The sequence below is a fragment of the Streptococcus hillyeri genome (genome assembly GCF_041081565.1).
In the GTDB taxonomy this organism is placed as follows: domain Bacteria; phylum Bacillota; class Bacilli; order Lactobacillales; family Streptococcaceae; genus Streptococcus; species Streptococcus hillyeri.
This window is the reverse complement of sequence record NZ_CP163513.1, coordinates 1,129,769-1,154,343: the sequence shown is the minus strand read 5'-3', so window position 1 is coordinate 1,154,343 and position 24,575 is coordinate 1,129,769. Positions and strand designations below refer to the sequence as shown.

The 24,575-nt window shown below is 38.9% G+C and carries 21 protein-coding genes; 20 read left to right on the top strand and 1 reads right to left on the bottom strand.

The annotated features are described in order from the left end of the window. Positions 1-180: 180 nt before the first annotated feature. The 20 genes from AB6M99_RS05415 to AB6M99_RS05320 all read left to right on the top strand — a co-directional run bounded on the left by AB6M99_RS05415 (position 181) and on the right by AB6M99_RS05320 (position 22,654). Complete coding sequence (locus AB6M99_RS05415) at positions 181-1,821, top strand: phosphoenolpyruvate carboxykinase (ATP) (protein ID WP_121836136.1); 1,641 nt, start codon at positions 181-183, stop codon at positions 1,819-1,821. Between the two features lie 108 nt (positions 1,822-1,929). Beyond that, the gene (locus AB6M99_RS05410; RefSeq protein ID WP_121836135.1) at positions 1,930-3,627 is read left to right on the top strand and encodes a M3 family oligoendopeptidase; all 1,698 of its coding nucleotides are present in this window, start codon (positions 1,930-1,932) and stop codon (positions 3,625-3,627) included. Positions 3,628-3,729: 102 nt separating this feature from the next. Then, entirely contained in the window at positions 3,730-4,611 is an 882-nt protein-coding gene (gene mvk / locus AB6M99_RS05405; RefSeq protein WP_183121688.1) for a mevalonate kinase, read from the top strand. Continuing rightward, positions 4,593-5,525 (top strand): diphosphomevalonate decarboxylase, encoded by a 933-nt coding sequence (gene mvaD, locus AB6M99_RS05400; RefSeq protein WP_121836133.1) that lies wholly within the window; start codon positions 4,593-4,595, stop codon positions 5,523-5,525. Before mvk ends, mvaD begins: the two co-directional genes overlap by 19 nt. After that, the gene (locus AB6M99_RS05395; RefSeq protein ID WP_121836145.1) at positions 5,525-6,526 is read left to right on the top strand and encodes a phosphomevalonate kinase; all 1,002 of its coding nucleotides are present in this window, start codon (positions 5,525-5,527) and stop codon (positions 6,524-6,526) included. The genes mvaD and AB6M99_RS05395 overlap by 1 nt, the downstream gene beginning before the upstream one ends. Further along, positions 6,519-7,058, top strand: coding sequence for a GNAT family N-acetyltransferase (locus AB6M99_RS05390; RefSeq protein ID WP_121836132.1), 540 nt, complete (start codon positions 6,519-6,521; stop codon positions 7,056-7,058). The genes AB6M99_RS05395 and AB6M99_RS05390 overlap by 8 nt, the downstream gene beginning before the upstream one ends. Continuing rightward, complete coding sequence (gene fni / locus AB6M99_RS05385; protein ID WP_121836131.1) at positions 7,051-8,049, top strand: type 2 isopentenyl-diphosphate Delta-isomerase; 999 nt, start codon at positions 7,051-7,053, stop codon at positions 8,047-8,049. Before AB6M99_RS05390 ends, fni begins: the two co-directional genes overlap by 8 nt. A 70-nt stretch (positions 8,050-8,119) precedes the next feature. Next, a complete protein-coding gene (gene rpsU, locus AB6M99_RS05380; protein WP_027973330.1) occupies positions 8,120-8,296 on the top strand; it encodes a 30S ribosomal protein S21 in 177 nt (58 codons plus the stop codon). A 60-nt stretch (positions 8,297-8,356) separates the two neighbouring features. Further along, positions 8,357-9,613: a folylpolyglutamate synthase/dihydrofolate synthase family protein gene (locus tag AB6M99_RS05375; protein ID WP_121836130.1), complete on the top strand. Its 1,257-nt coding sequence runs from the start codon at positions 8,357-8,359 to the stop codon at positions 9,611-9,613. A 245-nt stretch (positions 9,614-9,858) separates the two neighbouring features. Continuing rightward, positions 9,859-13,695: a GH32 C-terminal domain-containing protein gene (locus tag AB6M99_RS05370; protein WP_369350350.1), complete on the top strand. Its 3,837-nt coding sequence runs from the start codon at positions 9,859-9,861 to the stop codon at positions 13,693-13,695. Positions 13,696-14,377: 682 nt separating this feature from the next. After that, positions 14,378-15,166, top strand: coding sequence for a Cof-type HAD-IIB family hydrolase (locus AB6M99_RS05365; protein ID WP_369350349.1), 789 nt, complete (start codon positions 14,378-14,380; stop codon positions 15,164-15,166). Further along, positions 15,167-16,144 (top strand): substrate-binding domain-containing protein, encoded by a 978-nt coding sequence (locus AB6M99_RS05360; protein WP_369350348.1) that lies wholly within the window; start codon positions 15,167-15,169, stop codon positions 16,142-16,144. After that, positions 16,144-17,472 (top strand): sensor histidine kinase, encoded by a 1,329-nt coding sequence (locus tag AB6M99_RS05355; RefSeq protein WP_121836127.1) that lies wholly within the window; start codon positions 16,144-16,146, stop codon positions 17,470-17,472. The genes AB6M99_RS05360 and AB6M99_RS05355 overlap by 1 nt, the downstream gene beginning before the upstream one ends. Beyond that, positions 17,469-18,152, top strand: a complete 684-nt coding sequence (locus tag AB6M99_RS05350; RefSeq protein ID WP_369350347.1) for a response regulator — start codon at positions 17,469-17,471, stop codon at positions 18,150-18,152. Before AB6M99_RS05355 ends, AB6M99_RS05350 begins: the two co-directional genes overlap by 4 nt. Beyond that, positions 18,139-19,440, top strand: coding sequence for an ABC transporter substrate-binding protein (locus AB6M99_RS05345; protein ID WP_183121687.1), 1,302 nt, complete (start codon positions 18,139-18,141; stop codon positions 19,438-19,440). The genes AB6M99_RS05350 and AB6M99_RS05345 overlap by 14 nt, the downstream gene beginning before the upstream one ends. Positions 19,441-19,594: 154 nt before the next feature. Continuing rightward, entirely contained in the window at positions 19,595-20,032 is a 438-nt protein-coding gene (locus AB6M99_RS05340; RefSeq protein WP_369350346.1) for a PTS sugar transporter subunit IIA, read from the top strand. A 44-nt stretch (positions 20,033-20,076) separates the two neighbouring features. After that, the gene (locus AB6M99_RS05335; RefSeq protein WP_121836124.1) at positions 20,077-20,574 is read left to right on the top strand and encodes a PTS sugar transporter subunit IIB; all 498 of its coding nucleotides are present in this window, start codon (positions 20,077-20,079) and stop codon (positions 20,572-20,574) included. A gap of 64 nt (positions 20,575-20,638) precedes the next feature. Next, on the top strand, positions 20,639-21,490 hold the full coding sequence (locus tag AB6M99_RS05330; RefSeq protein ID WP_121836123.1) for a PTS sugar transporter subunit IIC: 852 nt from the start codon (positions 20,639-20,641) through the stop codon (positions 21,488-21,490). A gap of 1 nt (position 21,491) precedes the next feature. After that, a complete protein-coding gene (locus AB6M99_RS05325; protein ID WP_121836122.1) occupies positions 21,492-22,325 on the top strand; it encodes a PTS system mannose/fructose/sorbose family transporter subunit IID in 834 nt (277 codons plus the stop codon). A 35-nt stretch (positions 22,326-22,360) separates the two neighbouring features. Beyond that, positions 22,361-22,654: a DUF202 domain-containing protein gene (locus tag AB6M99_RS05320; RefSeq protein WP_121836121.1), complete on the top strand. Its 294-nt coding sequence runs from the start codon at positions 22,361-22,363 to the stop codon at positions 22,652-22,654. Positions 22,655-23,349: 695 nt separating this feature from the next. On the opposite strand, the gene AB6M99_RS05315 is transcribed toward AB6M99_RS05320, so the two are convergent. Next, a complete protein-coding gene (locus AB6M99_RS05315; RefSeq protein WP_369350344.1) occupies positions 23,350-24,516 on the bottom strand; it encodes an IS30 family transposase in 1,167 nt (388 codons plus the stop codon). Positions 24,517-24,575 lie beyond the last annotated feature (59 nt).

The following is a 24,575-nucleotide window of genomic DNA, read 5'->3' as shown; positions in this document are numbered from 1 at the left end:
TTTTAAGAAAGAAACGAAAAGTAATTTTTGATTTTTGTTAAGTGTTAGATAGAATGATTTACGAAAATCTAAAATAATTTTCAAGAAAATCAAATTTTTTACCAAAAATGGTAGCGCTTTCTTATAAAAAGTAGTATACTTACATTAAAGAAAACGATTACAATATTAGGAGGAAACCCTATGGTTACACGTCAGCATTTTGCAGAAGAAGTGATGCGTAAGGACACACCTTACTTTTCAGCTTTGAAAACAACAGTTGAGACTGCTTTTTATGAAAATCATGTGAAGCCGATTAAAACGTTAGTTGAGGCTTACCAACTAGCTTTGAAAGCACCAAATACGATTGTGCTTGATATGCCGGTTGCTCATACTAAGGAACTTGGCCTTCCAGATGATGCGAAAGTGTTATTAGCAAATGGCGGAGCAATTGTTGGTCGTACTGCAAAAGCACGTCGCATCTATGGCAATAACCCACGGGAAGATGCTAAATTGTTACCAATTGTCCGTGATGCTATTTTTGAAAGCCGTCATAGACAGTATTATAAAGCAGATGCTATTGTTGGTCTTGATGAAGCCTTTATGCTTCGTGCCCACCTCATGGTGCCAGAAGATGATATCAACAACCTTTATTCATGGTTGATGAATTTCCAAATCATGAATGCAGACTACTTGGCACGCTTGAAGAATTCTCCACGCTATGAAGAAACAGATATTTATATCTTTTCAGATCCAGAGTGGTCACACCCAGATTATCCAGATGGGCTAGCTTACTTTGACACTAATCACAACTGTGCCGTTATTCTTGGGATGCACTATTTCGGTGAATTGAAAAAATCAACCTTAACACTTGCTTGGGGAACTGCTGCGCGTAACAATTATGTTTCTTGTCACGGCGGTCTTAAAATCTTCAAGAAAGAAGGACAAAGTCCTTACGTTGCGTCATTTTTTGGTCTATCAGGTTCTGGTAAATCAACACTTACTCACGCCAAACATGATGGTAAATACGACATCAACGTTCTCCATGATGATGCCTTTATCATTTCACAAAAAGATGGCTCATCCATTGCTTTGGAACCATCATACTTCGATAAGACCAGTGACTACCCAGCAGGTCATAGAGAACAAGATTACTTCGTAACCGTTCAAAACTGTGGTGTGGCTCTTGATAAGGAAGGCAAGCTCCGCCTTGTGACAGAAGATGTGCGCAATGGTAATGGTCGTACGGTGAAATCTCGTTACTCTACTCCAAACCGTGTGGACCGTATTGATGATCCAATCCAATCAATCTTCTGGATTATGAAGGATGATTCGCTACCACCTTTGGTACGCCTCTCAGATCCTGTTATGGCGGCAACTATGGGTTGTACCTTGACAACCATGCGTTCAAGTGCTGAAAACACTTCTGATAGCCTAAACAGCCTCATCATTGAGCCTTATGCAAACCCATTCCGTGTGTACCCATTGGTTGAAGATTATAAGAAATTCCAATCACTCTTTGAATCTGGTGTGCAATGTTATGTGATTAACACTGGCTCTTATATGGGCAAGAAAATACCAAAAGAAGTGACTCTTGGTATTATCGAGAGTGTTGTTGATGGTACTGGTGAATTCAAAGCGTTCGGCGATGTTCGTGGCTTTGATTACCTAGACGTTGAAGGGTTTGAAGTTCCTAATTTTGATGATTCTTATCGTCAACTTCTCCGTGATCGTATGCAAATTCGCCTTAACTATCTTCTTAACTTTAACCATGATAACCAAGAAAATCCGCTCCCAGCGGAAGCTATTCTCCACATGGAAGCAGTCTTTAATGATTTGAACTAAATATTATTTAGAGAGGGACGCTCCCTCTCTTTTTGCTTAGGCATGAGAAAACCCTTGCAAAATCATGATAAATGCACTATGATTGAGTATGTAGAAAGTGAGGACTTTATGTCATTTAAAGATTACCAATATGTACGTCCAGATTATGAAGCACTGAAAAGTCAATTGACAACCTTAACGCAGCAATTAGCGGATGCTCAAACTGGAGAAGAAGCTGTACGCATTGCAAAAGAAATCACAGCAATTAACTTTTCAACGGATACGCAAGCAACGCTATGGAGTATTCGTCATTCTATTGATATGACAGATGCCTTTTACAATGAAGAAACAGCCTTTTGGAATGAATACGCACCGCTTTTTGAAGAGCTAACAACGAATTACTACCGTGTCTTATTAGCTAGTCCATTCCGTGAAGATTTATCAAGCTTTTTACCAGAAACCTTCTTTATGTTGGCTGAAAACAAGTTGACAACTTTCTCATCTGAAGCTATTCCGCTTTTCCAAAAGGAAAATGAATTGGTGGATCGTTACAACAATTTGATGGCAACAGCGCAAATGGAATTCCGTGGAAAAACTTACAACCTTTCTCAAATGGGACCATTTGGACAAGACCCAGATCGTGCGACACGTAAAGAAGCAACAGATACCATTACAGCCTTTTTTGAAGCAAATGAAGAAGCTTTTGATACTGTTTACGATGAGCTTGTTAAAGTTCGCCATGAAATTGCCAAAACACTTGGCTTTAAAGATTATGTTGAATACGGTTATAAGAGCATGAATCGTTTTGACTATAATCGTGATATGGTCAATACTTATCGTCAGGAAATCTTGAAACACGTTGTCCCAATCGTCGATGAACTCCGTGAGCGTCAAGCTAAGCGTATTGGTGTTGAGCAGTTGAAACACTACGATTTAGGCTTAGAGTATCTTGATGGCAATGCCAAACCTCAAGGGACACCAGAGTTTCTTGTTGAACAAGCACAGAAAATGTACCGTGAATTATCTCCAGAAACAGGTGAATTCTTTGATTTCATGGTTGAAAATGAGTTGTTAGACTTGGTTGCTAAAGAAGGGAAAGATACAGGTGGCTACTGTACTTACTTACCAGACTATAAAGCACCATTTATCTTCTCTAACTTCAATGGCACTCGTGGGGACGTTGATGTCTTGACTCATGAAGCAGGACATGCTTTCCAAGTTTACAATTCACGCTGGGTAGAAACACCAGAGGCAATTTGGCCAACGTATGAAACTTGTGAAATTCACTCAATGTCTATGGAGTTCATGACATGGCCTTGGATGGATTTGTTCTTCAAGGAACAAACAGAGAAGTACAAGTTTAGTCACTTATCAGGTGCTCTTCTCTTCTTGCCTTATGGTGTTCTCGTTGACCATTTCCAACATGAAGTTTATGAAAACCCTGAGATGACACCAGCAGAACGCAAAGCCACTTGGCGTCGTTTGGAAAAAATGTACCTCCCTTCAAAAGACTACTCAGAGTCAGAGGCGCTAGACCGTGGTATTTTCTGGTACCGTCAAGGGCACATTTTCGCCTCACCGTTCTATTATATTGACTATACGTTAGCTCAAGTCTGTGCTCTTCAATTCTGGAAACGCACGCAGATTGACCATGATGAAACAGCCTGGGAAGATTACATGCGTATTTGTAAAATTGGAGGAACGAAATCCTTCCTACAAGTGGTTGAAGCAGCAGGCATTAAATCACCGTTCCAAGAGGGTGCGCTTGAAGAAACTCTTAATGCAACGAAAGCTTGGTTAGACGCTATTGATGATAGCCAATTTTAAGGATGAAACCACTCGGTTGAGTGGTTTTTCCTTGCCTAAAGGTGTCTGAAGCAATAGTTTTTTGTCGCCTTAATGGCAGTTTTGGGGTAAAATAGTAGTATGATAAAACAAAGTAAAATTGGAGTCGGTAAGGCTCACAGTAAAATTATTTTGATGGGGGAACACGCAGTTGTCTACGGCTACCCAGCGATTGCCTTACCCTTGAAAAATATTGAAGTGACCTGTCGGATTAAACCAGCCGACAAACGTCTTTTATTTGATGCCACAGATCCGCTTGTGACAGCTATTTTTGCTGCCCTTCGGTATCTTGAGATTAAGGATGAGCCAATCACTTATGAGATTGAGTCAATGGTGCCAGAGCGTCGTGGCATGGGGTCTTCAGCAGCTGTTGCCATTGCAGCAATTCGTGCGGTTTTTGATTATTTTGATCAGCCTCTGAGCATGAGTGTTTTGGAAATGCTTGCTAATCAAGCTGAGATTATCGCGCATACGAATCCCAGTGGGCTAGATGCCAAGACTTGCTTGAGTGATACCGCGATTAAATTCATCCGTAATGTCGGTTTTTCAGAAGTGGTGATGGATTTGAAAGCTTATTTAGTCATTGCTGATACAGGTATTCATGGGCATACCAGAGAAGCTGTTCAAGCTGTCGAAGCCTTGGAAGAAAAGGCACTGATTTATTTACACCATCTTGGAGATTTGGTTAATGAAGCTGAAAAAGCCATCTTTCTCAAAGACTTAAATGGTTTTGGAGAGGCGATGTTTAAAGCTCATGATAATCTGAAGCAACTAGGTGTTTCTAGCCCTGAAGCAGATCACCTTGTCAGCTCTGCGATGTCCAAGGGAGCCCTAGGGGCAAAAATGTCAGGCGGGGGACTTGGTGGCTGCATCATTGCCCTTACTGAGAGCCAGGAAAGTGCGATTGAAATTGCACAACATCTAAAAAAAGAAGGAGCTGTGAACACATGGATCGAAAGTCTGTAACTGTTGAATCCTATGCTAATATTGCCATCGTAAAATATTGGGGAAAGGCAGATGCCGAAAAAATGATTCCCTCGACCTCAAGCATCTCGCTAACGTTAGAAGATATGGTGACAAAGACAACACTAACGTTTTTGGAAAATGCAACCTCGGACAGTATGTTTATTGATGATATTGAGCAAGGAGAGGCTGAGTTGGTCAAAGCTAGCAAGGTGCTTGACTTGTTCCGAACAGATGACACTCAGTATGTGAAAATTGAAACCTGGAATAACATGCCAACAGCTGCAGGACTATCATCTAGTTCATCTGGTCTTTCAGCCCTCGTCAAAGCAGCAAATGACCTCTTTGGGGCTGGGAAAACACAAGCTGAGTTGGCGCAGATTGCCAAATTTGCCTCAGGCTCTTCATCGCGTTCTTTCTTTGGGCCTCTGGCAGCATGGGATAAAGATTCTGGGGAAGTCTATCGTGTCCAAACAGACCTCAACTTAGCTATGATTATGCTTGTCCTTAATGACCAACGAAAAGCCATTTCCAGCCGCGAGGGCATGAAATTGTGTACAGAGACGTCAACTTCTTTTCCAGAATGGATTAAACAGTCTGAGCAAGATTACAAGGCTATGTTGACCTATCTGGCTGAAAATGATTTTGACAAAGTGGGGCAGTTAACAGAAGCCAATGCTCTTCGCATGCACGAAACAACTCGAACAGCGACCCCGAGCTTTTCTTACTTAACAGAAGCTAGCTACGCAGCCATGGAAAAAGTGAAGGCTCTACGTGATGCTGGCGAGCGGTGCTATTTCACGATGGACGCTGGACCAAATGTCAAAGTGCTCTGCCTGGAAGAAGATTTAGACCGCTTAGCAAGCATTTTTGCTGAGGATTATCACGTTATTGTGTCTAGGACAAAAAAACTATGATGACTGCTAAAAAAATCACTGTTCATACAGGTGGTAAACTCTATCTTGCAGGGGAATATAGTATTTTAACCCCTGGTCAGACAGCGCTCATTCAGCATATTCCTATCTATATGACTGCAGCAGTTGAAAGGTCAGATGAAATCATCCTCTCATCAGACATGTTTGATTATACTGTCGGTCTTGAGCCGGATGCTAACTATTCCCTCATCCAAGAGAGTATAGCAACCTTTCAAGCCTTTTACGGAAAGCAGTTACCACCGTTTAGTTTGACCATTACGGGGAAATTGGAACGTGACGGTCTCAAGTTTGGCATTGGCTCAAGCGGTTCAGTTACCGTTTTGACCCTCAAGGCTCTTGCAGCCTTTGTTGCCCTTCCTTTGACATCCGATGAGTTGTTCAAGCTGGCGAGTTATACCCTATTAAAGCTCGGCGATAATGGCTCTATGGGGGATATCGCCTGCATAGCTTACGAAGATTTGGTTGCTTATACTTCCTTTAACCGTGAGAAAATAGCAGAGCAGATTACTCAAAAGCCGCTATCTGAGTTGATGGCGATGGACTGGGGATATACCATTGAAAGGCTGGCGCCACACATCCAAGCTGATTTTTTAGTCGGTTGGACCAGACAACCAGCCATTTCTAAAGATATGATTAACCAAGTCAAAGCTGCCATTACGTCAGACTACTTAGTAGAAACTCAAGTTGCTGTTTTACAAGCTAAAGAAGCTCTGCTGTCTGGAGATAAGGAACAACTGAAGAGCGCTCTTCAAATCGTCTCAGACCTTCTTGTTTCCTTAAGCTCTGCCATTTACATTGATAACTTAAAAAGACTAAAAGAGGCGGAAGAGGGGCTGGATATCATTGCTAAATCCTCTGGTTCTGGAGGTGGTGATTGTGGGATTGCCATTAGTTTTTCACAATCAGCCAGTACAGAACTCATTAACCGTTGGGCAGACGCAGGAATTGAATTACTTTATCAAGAAAGGTGGGAAAATGACTGAATTAGAGTTGGTTTTACCCGATATAGACTATTTAGAGGAAGTTGTAGCATATAAAGCAGAATTTCTTCAGGCAGGTGAACACTTACATGGTGGAGCTCGATTAGACATCATGTCTGATTTATCCGAATGGTTAACTCATGTCATGACCATCGCAAAAGGGGAAGGATTAGAAGAAGGACGTGTTCCTTCGTCAACCTTTCTTTGTATTCGCCAATCAGATCAAAAAATGGTCGGGATTTGCAATATCAGACACAATCTGAGTCAGCCTTTTTTGGTCAATTTTGCTGGACACATTGGCTATTCTATTCGTCCAAGTGAGCGCAGAAAAGGCTATGCTAAGGAACAGTTGAGACTAGCTTTGAAAGAGGCTGGTAAGCTAGGGATTACGAGAGCTCTTGTGACCTGTGATGTCAACAATGTAGCCTCTGAAAAAACGATTCTTGCTAATGGTGGAAACTATGACAATACTTACGTCAATCCCTCAGATGGCTCAGAGACAAAACGCTACTGGATAGAGGTGACCAATGACTAATCGAAAAGATGACCATATAAAACATGCTTTAAAGTATCAAGCCCCTTACAATAGCTTCGATGACATTGAGCTCATCCATCGGTCTTTGCCAACTTATGATTTGAACGAGATTGATTTGAGCACCCATTTCGCTGGGCGTGATTGGGACTTTCCCTTTTACATCAATGCCATGACAGGTGGTTCGGAAAAAGCTGGGCAGGTTAATCGGAAATTAGCAGAAGTAGCAGCAGTGACAGGGATTCTCATGGTGACAGGTTCATACTCTGCTGCGCTAAAGAATGAGCATCCTGACTCCTTTGATTTTCGTGAGGCATTTCCAAATTTACGCCTTGCAACTAATATAGGAATTGATAAACCTATTGAACTTGGACGAAAAGCCGTTGATCAAATGAAACCACTCTTTCTGCAAGTTCATGTCAATCTCATGCAGGAATTACTTATGCCAGAAGGGGAAAGGGCGTTTCGCTCATGGAAGAAAAACTTAGAAAGCTATGCTTCTGAGCTGGATGTACCTGTTATTCTTAAAGAAGTCGGCTTTGGAATGGATGACCAAACGGTCCGCTTTGCTATGTCCAAAGGCATCAAAACCGTTGATATCTCAGGGCGCGGAGGAACAAGTTTTGCCTACATTGAAAATCAGCGTGGGGGAAATCGTGATTATCTGAACGAATGGGGGCAATCAACGGCTCAAACCTTGCTAAACCTGAAAGACTTGAGGGAAGAGATTGAAATCTTGGCTTCAGGTGGTGTGAGGCACCCACTTGATATCATTAAGTGCCTTGTCCTTGGAGCAAAAGCAGTGGGCTTGTCGCGTACGGTCTTGGAGCTAGTTGAAACGCACACAGTTCCAGAAGTGATTACGATTATCAATGGCTGGAAAGAGGATTTACGCCTCATTATGTGTGCTTTAGATTGTCGAACAATTGCAGAGCTATCCAAAGTGGACTACCTTTTATATGGAAAATTAGCACAAGCAGTAAAAAAAGTTTGACACATATATAACCTTGTGTTAAAATAACTGAGAACGTAAATCGTTACATTATCTTGAGGAGGTGAAATCTATGTCAAAAACAGTCGTTCGTAAAAATGAATCTTTAGACGATGCACTTCGTCGTTTCAAACGTGCGGTTACTAAAGCTGGTACTCTTCAAGAGGCTCGTAAACGTGAGCACTATGAAAAACCATCTGTAAAACGTAAACGTAAATCAGAAGCAGCGCGTAAGCGTAAAAAATTCTAATAGAATTTGAGGAGACTAGCCTAGTGCTAGTCTTTTTGCTATACTAAAACTATGAAAAATATGACTTATGAAGAGACCCTGGACTGGATTCACGGTCAATTAAAATTTGGAATCAAACCCGGCGTGAAACGTATGGAATGGATGCTCAATGAACTTGGCAATCCTCAGAAAAATATTAAAGGTGTTCATGTAGTCGGTACGAATGGCAAAGGTTCGACTGTCAATTATTTGCAGAACATTTTTACTCAGGCAGGCTATGAAGTAGGGACTTTCATATCTCCTTATATCATGGACTTTAGAGAACGTATTTCTGTAAATGGAGAAATGATTTCTAAAGAAGATTTGGTCAAATTGGTTGAGATTGTAAAACCCGTTGTCGATCGGCTTCCTCTTGAGACGGACCTGAAATCGGCAACTGAGTTTGAAATTATCACGACCATGATGTTTGTCTATTTTGGGAAGATGCATCCCGTTGATATCGCGATTATAGAGGCAGGGCTTGGTGGCTTGCATGATTCGACAAATGTTTTTACCCCTATGGCAGTCATTTGCACCTCTATCGGACGTGACCACCAGTCTATTTTGGGAGACAGTTACCAGGAAATTGCCCAGCAAAAAGTGGGTGTTTTAAAAGCGGAAGTCCCTTTTATCTTTGCGGAAAAGCGTGACAGTGTTCGGCAAGTATTCTATAATCGTGCCAATGCACTTAATTGTCCTACCTATGAGTTTGACAAGGAGTTTAGGACTTTTGGAAATAGCAGGGCGTTTCAGTTTTCTAATGGTGTTAACACATTAGATATTTCTTTAAGCATGTCGGGACAGCACCAGGTTGCAAACGCCAGTCTAGCCATCCAGACCAGTCTCATGTTATCGGATTGTTATGCAAAGGTCACTCCGACCGTTATTCAACAAGCCTTATCTCAGGCAAAATGGCAGGGGCGAACAGAGCTCATGCGTCCAAACCTGATGATTGATGGCGCCCATAACGATGAAAGTATTGCCGTTTTGGTTGATGTCCTCAAGGAAAATTATCCTGACTATCACATCCATATTTTGTTCGCGGCTATTGATACTAAGCCTGTCACCACCATGCTGGACCAGTTATCTGTTTTTGATACCCTAACAGTAACCAGTTTTGATTACCCGAACAGCATCAAAGTAGAAGAATATCCTGATAAATACGTCCGAATAGAGCATTTTGAGACATGGATCGACACCGTTGCTAGTCGTCCAATACCTAAAACACTTTATGTGATTACAGGCTCCCTTTATTTCATCAGCCAAGTTAGAAAATCTTTGTTGGAAGATACAAACTAATAGCTTCATTGATAAAAAGTATAGAATCTTAAAAAATAGGTTCTATGCTTTTTTTGTAGAATTAATAAGAGCATTACTTGAAGAAAATAAAATTTTTACATTATTGAGTGCAATAAATGTGACAGATGTCATGATGATAAATGACATCTGTCTATTGTATTCGTTTGTAAAAGGTCATACAATTATATTATCAGAAAGCGTTTTCTTTTATCGCTTGAACCAAAATCCATTTGGAGGTATATTTTATGAAGAATATCAAAGAAACACAATGCAAAAATTGGTATATGCGCAAGAGAGGGAAGATTTGGATATATGGCTGTTCAGCTTTTTTAGTGGGATTAACCTTAGCGACTTCTACGTATCAGGTATCAGCTGATGTGGTTGAAGGAGCAACATCAGAGCAAGTTGTTGCTCCGCTAGTCGCACCAACAAGTGATAGCATTGTTGGAGAAGAGCTTGGTACTTCAGAGATATCAGAAGTGACCGAAGAAACTCTAGGAACTGTTGATGAAACATCAGGATACATAACTCCTGTAGTAGCTCCTGTTTCTGAGGATAGCTCAGCAGCAGCTACAACTCCAGAAGTGTCAGATGAAGAAGCTGCCCCTCAAAATCATTCGGCAAGTGATGTTTCAGAAAGTCCATCTGTAGCAAGCGAATCTACCGTAACATCAGGCTATCACACGAATCTTAACAATCTATCCTATGATGAAAATGTGTGGAAACTTCAAGAAGATGGTCTCTATAGCAATGCTATTGGTAAGGGAGATAATTTCCTCTATACTGAGTCACATGGAAAAAACTTTATTTTTGAGACAGATGTAACCTTCTTAAAGAATGAGGGGGCCGCTTCATTAACATTCCGCTCAAATAATGACCCAGAGAACCTTAAAAACTATACTGTCAATTTAGATGCTAACAGTCACAGAGCGCGTCTATGGCGCTGGGCAGAGGCTAATTTGATTGATGATAAAGAAGTTGCAGCAACACTAGATAACCGCTATCATTTGAAGGTTGTAGCGACTGATGAATGGCTTTCTTACTATGTTAACGATGTATTGATTGCCAATTTGAGTGATTTTACCCTTCAGAGAAATGATAAAGGGCAAACAACACCAATTTCAGAAGGATATTTTGGATTGTTGAACTGGAACGGCGAAATGATTTTCCAAAACACCTTCTACACACCGTTAGCAGATGAGGAATTGCCATTTTTAGAAGATATTATTGTCAGTTCAACAGAAGGAACTGTTGAAACCAAGGGTCAATTTTTCCCAAAAGAAGCTACTCATATTCAGTATGTGAAGCATGATGCAAAAACTATCCGTTTAGAGAGTGTAGCTAAACAACCTGGAACAACAGTTACCATTCAAGATGCGAAGGGGACTGTTTATAACGTCCTTGAAGATATTCCATTAGATGTTGGTGCCAATTATCTAACTGTGACTAGTCAAATTCTAACAGCATCTGGTCAACCTGTTTCATTGACCTATCGCCTCAATGTTCATCGTCGCCAATCTGATGATGTGTACTACAATGAGCTTTATCGAGGACAATTCCACTACTCTGTTAAAGATGGCTGGGCTAATGATCCAAACGGTTTAGTTTACTACAATGGTACTTATCATCTCTTCTATCAGTTCCATGATGATACCAAATGGGGACCAATGCATTGGGCACATGCCACAAGTAAAGACTTGCTTACTTGGGAAGAACAACCGATTGCCTTTTACCCAGATGCTAATGGTACCATGTTCTCAGGTTGTATCGTTGTTGATGATAAAAACACTTCAGGCTTGTTCGAAGATGGTAATGGTGGCCTTGTTGCCTTAATCACTGTCAATGGCGAAGGACAACGAATTAAACTTGCTTACAGTACGGATGAAGGTAAAACTTGGCAAAAATCAGATAAAATTGCAGCAGACTGGGCTAATGATCCTTTGAATAGCCGTGATTTTCGTGATCCAAAAGTCTTTCGTTGGGAAAATAAATGGTTCATGGTGATAGCAGGCGGACCACTACGTATCTACTCATCAGATAATTTGACAGATTGGAAGGTGGAATCGACTTATCCAGAGCTTCATACCGAGTGTCCAGACTTGTATCTCCTACAAGCAGAGGATGGTAATTTGAAGTGGGCACTTTCTCGTGGAGGGCGTTTCTACAAAATTGGAGACTTTAAACCAGTTGATGGTTCATGGCGATTTGTACCTGATGCAGTTTATGAAAATGAAGATCACATCATGAACTTTGGTAAGGATTCTTATGCTGCGATGACCTACTATGTGCAAGATTTTGGTACTAGTGCTCAGCCAACCCTTCCTGAAGTGATTGAATTGAACTGGATGAACACTTGGGATGATTATTGTAATCTGGTTGCTGATGCCGTTGATCAAAAATTTAATGGAACCTTTAATTTGAATTTAGCACTTGGTCTTGTTAAAGAAGGTGATCACTATGTATTAACGCAAACACCTATTAAAGCCTATGAAAATCTTAGAGATACGAGCAAGGCTATCTCTTATAAAGATGTTACCGTCACAGAAAACAATGACTTGTTTAAGGATTTTGCTAGTGACACATATGAAATTATAGCTCATTTCCAACCAGGTGAAGCGACTAATCGTTTAGGTTTTGATTTACGTGTTGGTGATGGTGAAGTTACAAAAGTTATCTATGATCTTGCCACTGAGACCCTTGCCATTGACAGAAGTCAATCAGGTATTATCTTAAGTAATCAATTTGCTAAAGTTAATCAGCAGCATGTGACACGCCATGCGGATGGTAGTATTGATTTACATCTCTTTGTAGACCGTTCAAGTGTTGAAGTCTTTGCTAAGGGTAATACAGTAGCTGGTGCTAATCAAATTTTTCCTGCCCCAACAAGTCTAGGATTAAGAGTCTTTTCAGAAAGTGATACTTCTAAAGCGGATATCACTGTTTATCCATTGACAAGCATTTGGAAAGAAAGAAGAGATGTTTCTACACCTCTTGATGTGGTAGCAGCAAGTCCAAAAACAACACGAGTAACCGTTGGTGAACCAATACCATTGAAAGCTTACGTGATGCCAGCAGTCGCTGCTCAAGATTTAACATGGACAGTTAGTGATAGTAGCGTTGCTTCTTTAACTGTAGAAGGTAATAAAGCTGTGTTGACAGGACTTAAAAAAGGTCAGGTCGTTGTTCGGGCAACATCTAAAGAAGACGCATCCCTCTATGAGGAATTTACAGTGGATCTTTTTGAAGATAACTTCAACACGAATTTGTCTCATCTAAAAGCTGTAGGCGGCAATTGGTACATTGATGGTGAAACTCTTTATGATGCTAATCAATCTGCCAACGATGCTTATATGAATACGCAAGTCCTACCATTTAGTGAGTATAAAATGAGTGTTGATATCAAGTATACGAAAGGTATTATTAATCTTTTCTTAGCATCTGCAAATAGTGATCCTGCCAATGCCTATGCTGTCCAATTTGGGGATAGAAATAATATTCGCCTTTATCGTTTCTATGGTGATACAATCCAAGAGGTTCCTATGGATAATAATATTAATGATGGTACCTATCACCATATTGATGTTATTAAAACAATAGATACTATCAAAGTAGCAGTAGATGGTAAAGAATTCCTTTCTCATAAATTTGATGTTACTGACAAGTATTTTAACCAACCATTTGTTGGTTTAGGGCTTTGGGATGGGCAACTAGAAGTTAAGAATTTTTTGGTGAATAATTTAGAAGAAACATCAGAAGATTCAGAAACTCTAGATTCTACTGAGAAACCAAATGTTTCAGATGAAGGCAATGGAGCAAATCAAGATATTCAAGACATATCAAACGAAGACAAGGTGGAATTATTGTCGAATTCAGAAAATAGGAAGAGACCTACTCCACCAACTCATTTAATGGGTAATCAAAGAGGTAATATTTCAAATGGTGATAAAGAAGAAGTAGACTTAGATGGAAAACTTTTACCAAAAACAGGTGATACTTCTTCCCTCGCTTTTGGAATCGGTATGATTAATATTCTGGGATTCTTCGCTCTTTTATTCAAGAGATTTTCGAAAAATGATTACTAATTGTGAATAAATTATTCTCCCTCATGAAATACTGAGGGAGATATTTATAAAAAGGGTTTCTTATACTTAACAAAAATCAAAAATTCCTTTTTCGTTTCTTTCTTAAAAGTGCGGACGCTCCAAAGGTCTGGGAGACCTTTGGAGGTGGGAAATAAGACGAACAGAGTTCGTCACAGTCGATAAGATTTGGGGAACCTTTTGAGGTAGGAAATGAAGCTGACAAAGTCAGTGTCCCAACCTCCTACGGAGTTTCATTGCTAGATTTGAGCTTATCTCTATCGCAGTAGATGATTGGATGTACTTGTCGACTACTCGACAGCGTCCAACCTAATCATCCTTGCGGGGGAATTACTACGAAATTGACTCTCAATTTCTGCAGTTCTCCCAAAAATCCGTTCATATCAAGCCAATTACCCTCGCTTTTTGATTTCTAAGCTCAGGCTGAAACTATCCACCGGACAGTTTCACTAATAAGAATACCACTATAGCGAAAGAAACATTTTAGTCTCACTTCGTTCGGTAGTGCATCAAAAGTATTAGAGGTTCTAAAATGCTAATTTTGATTTTGGACGAGTATTAATATGGTTATTACTTAATATAGAAAACCTTTTCAGAAAATGGTATACTAACATTGTAAAATATAGTATAAAATGCTAAGTAACAGTCTAGGAAGGTGGCAGTTATGGCAATTATTTTTAGTGATATTGATGGTACATTAATTAATAAAGACTTAGTGGTGACACCAAGAACTCGTAAAGCTCTAGTAAGAGCAATTGAGCAAGGGCATATTTTTGTTCCTGTATCGGCACGAATGCCTGAAGCTATAAAGCCTTTGCTAGCAGATTTTTTACCCCATACTCCGATTATTTCCTATAATGGGGCTCTAATACAAGATGAGAAGGGACGAGTTATAGATTCACAGGCAATGCCAGTTTCTGATGCTTTATCTCTGTGTCACTACTTAGAAGAACAGTCTCCAGAAGTTGCTTGGAATATCTATAGTGGCAGTTACTGGTTTTCACAAGATAGAAAGAATTACTGGATTTCTCGTGAAGAACGTGTGGTAGGATTAAATTCAGAAGAAATTCCTTTAGAAAAAATTTCAGAACTTCCAGAAGTACACAAACTTCTTTTAATGGGAGAACCAGAAGTCATTGAGACGCTTGAAAACGAATTAAAAGTCCGCTATCCGCAGTTATCAATTGCCCGTTCCTTGCCTTATTATATTGAAGTAATGGCCTCAGGTATTGAAAAAGGGAGAGCAGTATCCTTATTTGCTGAGAGCTATGGTGTTGCTTTGAGTGATACAATTGCTTTTGGTGATAATTTTAATGACTTAGATATGCTTAAAGTTGTTGGAAAAGGTTATGTGATGGCAAATGGTCCCAAAGAAGTTCAAAAAGCTATAGGAACTGTAACTAGCGATCATAATCATGATGGGATTGCCGAAGTCTTGGAGATGTGGGTATAAATGGTTGGTAAGATGAAACAAGTAAAAAGACATTGGATTGGCTTCTCATTATCACTTTTATTTGTCGGTTGTATCTCTATTTTATACGCTTGCTATAAATATAGACCTTTGAATGAAGAACGTGTTAAGATTGGTGCAACTTACATGACGATGAATAATGATTTTTATAAGGCGCTTCATTCTGAAATTAATAAGGAAGTGGAAGAGAGTGGGGATATCTTATTACTTCGTGACCCATCTTTAAATAGTGATAAGCAGGTTGAGCAATTAGAATATTTTATAAAAGAAGATTGTGATGTTATCGTTATTAATCCAGTAGATAGTAGTAACTCTGCGATTATAAACAAGTTAAAGGAAGCTAAAAGAAAAGGAATCGCTATCGTTGCTGTTGATAGCCGTTTAACAGATTCTAAAGCAGTTGATACAACGATTTTATCAGATAATTACAAGGCAGGTATTATGTGTGCTGAAAATCTTTTGGCAACTAAAACAAGTGCAGAAATCTTGTTATTAGAACATGAAACAACGGTATCAGGTAGTGATCGTATCAGAGGATTTTTAGACACAATATCTGGTCATGAGGGTTATCATATTGTCGCTTCAAGAGAAGTAAAAGGACAAACAGAGCTTGCCATGCCAGCTGTAGAAGAAGTTATCAATGAAGGAATCGCATTCGATACGATAATGGCTTTAAATGATCAGAGTGTCCTAGGAGCTTTAGCAGCGATTGAAGTCGGTAGGCTTGAAGGGATTACAGTATACGGTGTTGATGGTTCACCCAATGTTAAAACCCTATTAGCGTCCACGGATGACGTCCAAGCAACTGTTGCTCAATCACCGCATACGATAGGTGAAGAAGCAGTGAGAGCCGCTTATCGATTGGCAGATCATTTACCATATAGGAGTAATATTATTGTTCCAGTAACTCTAGTTACTAAGGAAAATGTTCATGATTTTAATATTTCAGGGTGGCAGTGATGAATGGATTACGTTATCAGCGATACGCCAAACTATTGAAGATATTGCTGGTTTTTATTAATGTTTTAGCAGTTCTTTTTACTGTTTCAGTTTACCTATTTGCGACACGTTATATCGTGGAGCGAGGGCTTAGTCACCAACTATTAGAAAAACTTGAAGTCATCCCAAATTCTCCCGCAACTGTTTATTGGTATAGTCTCATTTCTTTTGGTCTCCTTCTTGTCATCATTAATTGGAGGCATAGGTTGCTAGCATCTAAAACAGAGTATAAAGACTGGCTTGCAGTTGCAGAAATTATCCTACTGATTACAAGTATTTCTGCCATGCAGTTTTCCTACAATGGCTTGATTTTGCTCGTGTTTTCTGATATCTTTTACAGTTATACGGACTTTTATACCATGAAGAGTCAACGTTATTGGACCGCATTTATTGTTATTAGCTTTAGTGTATTATTGATATCAAATTTTGATCTACTGTCTATACTTATCCCATTGCCCTCAATCAATACGTACATTAGTTTTATCCCATCACAATATCAGTTTATGTTGTTATTTATAAAAAACGGCTTGACTACTATTAATATGGTTGTGTTCATTTTATCTTTAGTGATGTTTATTATGTATTCTGTATCTGAAAATCATAAAATTGAAGAAGAACTACGTATGGCAGACAGGGCTAATAACCATTTAGAAGATTACATTGCGCTTGCTGAAAAAATGGCAGAGGACCGTGAGAGAAAGAGAATTGCTCGTGAAATCCATGATACATTGGGACATGCTCTGACAGGTATTTCTGCTGGAATAGACGCTGTCCTAGTCTTATTAGATTTAGACAAAGAGCACGCTAAAAAACAATTACTAAGTGTTTCAAATGTTGTTAGAGATGGTATTCAAGATGTTCGTCGTTCATTAGAAAAATTACGTCCAGGAGCTTTAGAACGTGTAGGGTTAGAGGAGGCATTATTAAAAATGATTGCTGATTATGGCAATTTATCTAAAATGCTTATTTCTTTAGATTATCACTGGGAGAATGTTGATTTAGACACGGCAAAAGAGGATTTAGTCTTTAGGTTGATACAAGAATCAGTGACAAATTCATTACGCCATGGGCATGCAGACCATGTGGAAATTGGCATGTATAGTCAAGATAAGGATTACATTATTACAATCAATGACGATGGTATTGGTTGTAAAGAAATTGTCTACGGGTATGGCTTAAAGCAAATGCAAGAGCGGCTGGCAGTCATAGGTGGTCGCGTACAGTTTGATAGTGCAAATGGTTTTCAAACAACCGTATTTATACCAAAACGCAAGGGAGAGGAAATATGATAAAGGTCTTAGTCGTAGATGATCAGGAATTGATTCGCGATTCCATTAGTATTGTCTTATCTGCCTATTCAGATATAGAAGTTGTTGGGACTGCAGCAGATGGCTTAGAAGTGCTAGATTATTTAAAAAATCAAACAGTAGATGTCATTTTAATGGATATTCGTATGCCTAATATGGATGGAGTGGTTTGTACAAAATTTGTTAAACAAAGTTACCCAGACGTCAAAGTTATTATCCTAACGACTTTTGATGATGATGAATTTATTTTTAGTGCGTTACAATATGGAGCATCAGGCTATATTTTAAAAGGTATTTCGACGAAAGATTTACACCAGGCTATTTTGACTGTCAATAGTGGTAATGCTATGCTTAATCCTGATATTGCTAGCAAAGTTTTTAAATTATTTTCGCAGATAAATCATCAACCTTCTAATACTTTGGAAGTTAATCAAGAAGCAGTTAATAGCTTATCAAAGGCTGAATGGCGTATTATTCAACAAATTGGTAACGGTTTGTCCAATAAAGAAATTGCATCAAAATTGTATTTATCTGAAGGAACAGTTCGAAATTATTTGTCTCATTGCTTATCTAAGTTAGAATTAAGAGATAGAACTCAGCTTGCTATTTGGGCTGTACAAACGGGAGTAACAACTAGGAATTACGATGATGATTCAATTTAAAAAACACTTGAAATCTATTCTGTTATTGAGCTTACCTATCTTAATATTGAGTGTTATAGGATATCAAAAGTTAACATCTCAAAAAGTTTTATGGATTGGGGTTTATACTGGAAGTAGTTGGGATGTTCCTAGTGGTCAAGAAAATACGTTGTTGGATGATGTGATTCGTCGTTTTGAAGCAGAGCATCCTTCTGTAACAGTCAAATATGAGAGTGGCATTACCAAGGAAGATTATTCAGGCTGGCTGGCTGATCATATTGTACAGGGGACACAGCCAGATGTTTTTATTGTGCCAGAGAATGATTTTAACCTCTTAGCGTCAACAGGCTCACTCTCTAATCTAGAAAATAAAATTAATAATTCTATTGATACTAATCGATATTATACCGCAAGTTATGAGGCTGGTGAGTATAACAATATCCCCTATGCGCTTCCTTTCGAAAGTAATCCTACTTTAATGTGTATTAATCGTGATTTGTTAGAGTCAGAGGGGATTGCTATACCACAATCAGGCTGGACGGTGGATGAATTTTTCCAACTATGTCAGCAATTGACAAAGGATACTGATGGTGATGGTATTATTGACCAGTATGGTACTGTTGGCTATACTTGGCAAAATGCGATGGCAGCTAATGGTTTATCACTGTTTCTGAATGATGGAGGCCAGGTAAACATTAATACGACTCCGATTAGAGATGTTCTTAATTGGTATCATGAACTTGAAAAGCTATCAGGTAATGTCAGTCTTAGTTCAAGTGATTTTGATAAGGGAAAAGTTGCCTTTATGCCAATGACTCTTGCAGAATATAGGACATACAAACCATATCCCTACCATGTTTCAAAATATTCTTCATTCTCATGGAGTTGTATTGAGATGCCAAGTAAATCCTCTATCAAAACGACTGAAATGAAGACTTCTTTATTTGGCATTTCTTCACAGACGAGTCAAGCTAACTTAGCTTGGGAGTTTTTACAGATGTTAAGTTCAGATGAAAAAACACAACAATCTCTATTTGCACAGTCACAAGGCGCTTCAGTCATTAAATCAGTTATGACAAGTCAAAAAAGCTCTGAGATACTACAAAATGATACTTTCGGGACAACTGCTTTATCATCAAAAACGTTAAATCAAATTTTGGAGTCTGCACAAACCTCCCCAAATTTTCGTTCTTATAATAATGTCATTGAAAAGGCTGACTATCTTATCAGTCAATCACTTGCTAAAGATAGTATTGATAGTGATTTGGGAAATATTCAAGAAGAACTCGAGCTTGAGCTGAGAAAATAATACAGAAACTTACCTTTGGATTTTCAGAGGTAAGTTTTTTAATGACAATTGTCACATTTTTAAATGATAAATGTCATCAAAAGTGATGATAATGAACACTTTGAAAACGATGTCAAAAAGAGTAAACTGTAATCAATAAAAGGAGGGAGATATAATGAAGTATTTAATACTTGTTAGTCATGGTGGCTTTGCAGAAGGCTTAAAAAATTCATTAGCTATGTTTGCTGAAGATAAAATGGATCATGTTATTGCGACCGGACTTCAGAATGGTAAATCAGTTGATGATTTTTCTGTTGAATTTAGAAATGCGATTTCTAGTTTAACTGCCGAAGATCGAGTCATTGTTTTAGCAGATATTGTTGGTGGTAGTCCACTGACAACGGCTTGTGGGGTGCTAGAAGAAAAAGGTCTACTGAGCAGTGCAACTGTCCTTGGTGGTATGAATCTTCCGATGGCGGTAACTTCAGTAGTGATGAAAGATGTTCTGGATGGTACGGACTTTGTTCAAGCAGTTTTACCAGAGGCAACAGCTGCTTTACAAGAATTTAAAGTCCAAGCAGAGGAACTCGAAGATGAAGACGACGATATTTAATAAAAAATGAAAGGAAAGAATGCTAGGCATTCGAGGTAATAAAAATGGTAGTTTCATTTGTACGTATTGACGACCGTATGATTCATGGTCAAACTGTGACACGTTGGGCAAAAGAATATCCTTGTGATGGATTGATTGCGGTTAACGATGCCGCGGCAAGTAATAAAGTTTTGACGCAAGCTTATAAAGGTGCGGCTTCAGATAAAAAGACTTTTGTTTGGACAGTCGATGCTTTTGGTGAGAAATCTCAAAAAGTATTAGATTCTGATACACGTTACTTTGTTATCACTAAAAATCCAATTGACATGAAAAAATTATTGGTAGATCAAGGGTTTGTTCCGGGTGATGTTAAAGAAATTATTGTCGGACCTGCTAACGATCGTCCTGGAGCTATTAAACTAGGTAATAACCAATCAATCACTCCAGAAGAGGCTGAAGCTATTGAAGCTATTGAAAAAGCTGGTTATAGAGTAAAATTCCAACTTTTACCTGATGTATCAATTGGTTACTGGTCTGACTTTAAATCAAAATTCGGTTACTAGCTTTACCACTATAAAGCATAATTAGGTTATAACATACTTTAATTTTTAGAATGGAGAAATTCTTATGACTATTTCTTGGTTTCAAGCTGCGCTCCTAGGATTGTTTGCCTGTTTAGCATCAATGCCTGGTTTGGGTGGCTCAAGTATCGGTAACTACACTTTAGGTCGTCCGCTTGTCGGAGGTCTCGTTTGTGGACTTATTCTTGGTGATGTTAAAACGGGTATCATCTGTGGTGTCGCAATGCAGTTGGTATATATTGCCCTTGTTACCCCTGGTGGTACTGTATCCGCAGACGTGCGTGCTGTATCATATATTGGTATCCCACTTGCAATGGTTGCCATTCATGCTCAAGGTATCAGCGCTTCATCTGAAGAAGCAGCAAACCTTGCTAAATCAATGGGGACTCTTGTAGGTACAATTGGTACTGTATTATTTTACGGAACTGCCACATTGAACTTGGCTTGGCAGCATATTGGTTGGAAAGCTGTTGAAGAAGGAAATTATAAAAAACTTTATAAAGTAGACTGGCTCTATCCTTGGATTTCACATTTAATCTTCTCATTCATCCCAACATTGATTATGTGTAAATTAGGTGCGAGTGCTGTAACTGCATTGCAAGAAGCTCTTCCTATGGATGGCATTGCAATGAAAACTCTCTTTACAGTTGGTGCACTTCTTCCATGTGTGGGGATTGCAATCTTGCTAAAACAATTGGTTGATAAAGTTACTGACTTTGTTCCATTCTTTGTTGGATTTACTTTGGCAGCATCACTTGGTCTTAACCTAGTAGCTACTGCTGTAGTATCACTTATCTTTGCACTTATTTTCTTTGAAATTGATATGGCAAAAATTAAAGCTTCATCAGCAGTAGTAGCAGGTGCTGGATTTGATGACGATGAAGAGGAGGATATCTAAGATGACTGAAAAACGTAAAATTTCCAAAAAAACTTTAACCAAATCTTTCCACCATTGGTACTATGGTCACTTAACTTGTTTCTCTCAAGAACATATGCAAACATTTGGTTATTTGACTTCTATGCTTCCAATCGTAGAAGAATTGTATCCAAATAAAGAAGATCAAAAAGCTCCAATGCAAACTTACACTGCATTCTTTAATACTGAGCCACAATTAGGGACATTGATTGTCGGAATTACAGCTGGTCTTGAAGAGGCGCGTGCAAATGGTGAATCTGTTGATGATGAAACAATCAATGGTATGCGTGCTGGTTTGATGGGACCAGTTGCAGGTATTGGTGACTCACTTGTTGTTGGTACCTTAATTCCTGTATTATTGGGGATTGCTTTGGGACTATCAACTGATGGTTCTCCTGCAGGTGCTATTTTCTACACAGTAGTTTGGAACTTGCTTGCTTACTTTGGTATGAAATTTGCTTATTTCAAAGGTTATGAACTTGGAGATAAGGCAGTTGAATTTCTAGTTGGTGCACAAGGTCAAGCTATTCGTAAGGCAATTGGTATCATTGGTGGTATGGTTATCGGTGGTGTAGCTGCGACTTGGGTATCTGTAAAAACATCTTTCCAATTAGGTAATCCTGAAAAACCATATTTGGTTCTCCAAAATCAGTTAGATTCGGTTTATCCTGGTCTTTTGACAGCTCTCTTCATCGTTCTTTGCTGGTGGTTAATGGCTAAGAAAAACTTATCTCCAATTAAAGTGATGCTCCTTTTAGTTGTTATTGCTTTTGTCGGAGTATTAGTTGGTTTCTTCAACCCAGGACTTTCTTACTAATTATCATAAAATAAAGATAAAGGAGAATTAGCGTGATGACAGAACAAGAATTGATTAAAGGATACGAAACTGAAATAGCCTATCAAAAACACATGATTGAAAATTTAGGTCGTTGGTTTAGCCTCTTATTTCTAATAACTAGCACAGGTTGTACCTTATTCTATTTTTTCCATGAAGATTCTCTTATCTGGGCAATTTTAAGTGGTATTTTAATCATTCTTGGTGTGTTTGGTATGCTACTCTTTGGATATGGTATTTATAAGGGACAAAAAAATGTTAATCGAGTGATTGATGATTTTGAAGAAAAAGTAAGGTTAACTAATAATTAGTTAAAAAGTCAGATGGTTTTATTATACTATCTGACTTTTTGTTATATTTTTGATAAGCAAAGTAAGGAAAATTATTTTTTAAGCTTTCATGTTTACTTTCTTGTTGATTTAATACTGAGTGCATTTCAAAATCTGAAAATACGTACTTTATATCATGTCGTGTGGTTTAAAATCATAAGAGTAAACATATGGGGATGTGTTTTGGAAATGCGACCACAACGGCTGCTTGAAATAGACCGTGCCGCTGTGGTAAAAAGACGATTGGCCTTGTATGGCAATTGTTGAGGGGATTTTTAAGATTTTTGGCTTGAAAATAATCAATGGAACTCCGTTAGGAGACCGCTTGTGTCCCACATAAGACTAACTATCCCAAAAAATTGTAAATATAAGTTATCAGATTTTTATTTTTTATGAGTATAAATAGTTGGATCTAGGCAATGCTTGCTAAATTCCCAAACTAACTTCCACCGTCTGTTAAAGTGGAAGTTAATCTGATAAAACCTCTAACAACCAGTGAAACTCCGTGTCAGGGTAAGTTCCACTGGTTTTTATAAAGGTTGATTTATTGCATTTTTAGGCTAATTTAGTTGACAAAAAGGGTACACAAAATCCCCTCATCTGAAAGCGTTTCAGATTAAGTTCCGCTATGGTGGAAGTTAGTGTGAGACGTTTGAGTGGCTTATATTAGGTTGTTTTTAGAATTTGTGTTGGAGTAATTTTGGAGACTGACAGACGTCTTCTGCTGGAATTAAGGAAATGCCGAGTAGTTTAGCCAGTTCTTCGTCATAGGTAAAGGTAAAGAGCTCATAAGCTGATTTCCCATTCAGAGCAGCGCGTTTCACGCTATTCACATGAGAACAGACTAGGTTGATATCGTTCTGAGTTAAGTTGTCAAAAGAAGTTCCCTTGGGTAAAATATCGCGAATAAGTGTGTGATTTTTCTCAATTCTTCCTTTCTGGTCAGAGCGCTTAGGGTCGCAAAAGAATAGTTTAATCTCACCTCTGATATCCATCTCAATGTCATCAACTTTGGCAAACTCTCCACCATTGTCAGTTAGAATGACAGGGAAAACATCGAAGAAATCTCGGTCAGCCTCATAAAGCGTGTTCTTGATAACATAGAAGTGTTTAGCGACCTCAAGAGCGGTTTTATTGTCCAGAAGTCTAGCGAAGATAAAGTTACAGAAAGAGACATTGAAGGTGAGTAATACTTTTCCACCAACCCGTCCAATAACGGTGTCCATTTCAAGCCAAGAGGTCAGCTGTCTATGTGTCAGGAAGTTTTGGAAGTCCTCATAAGAACGCCCTTTTTTAGCTTCTTTAGGGATAGCAGGTAGTGTAGCCTTTCGTCTAGGTTTGAATTTTACAGCTCTAGCCAGATCAATAGGAGCGATAGAAAGGTATCCTTTACGGATGTGTCGATAGACGGTTGAGGAACTGACATCAAGGTTATGAGTTTTAAGGATGTGATAGATGTGCTGTCCCTTTTTCACACCATCGGAGATGACTTTATCCATGTCCCAGAACGTTTGAGAGTTGAGAGGTGTTCCTTCTCGAGCCTCAACGAGGGTTTGTTCGTATTGTTTTTGAGCCTGTTTAGCGAGGTAGAAGATTTTCTTGTAGCCACAATTTTGTCTTCTCTTAGGACATCCGTTACAGACAAATGGGGATTTATCAAGGAGAGGGCAAGGAAGCCCATCATTGGTAGAGGTTCTGACCTGTCTGTTACGTTTGACCTCTTTGGAAACGGTAGTAGGATCTTTTAGGATAGTTTGTCCAATGACTTTGAAGGTTTCTCCACGTTCTAAGCCAAGTTGGATGTCATTGCGGTCTGAGAGGGTAAGGTGTTTATATTTTGTCATAGTAAGGACTCATTTCTAACGCAAACGTCTCAGACTTAATTCCACCATAAAAATCCGTT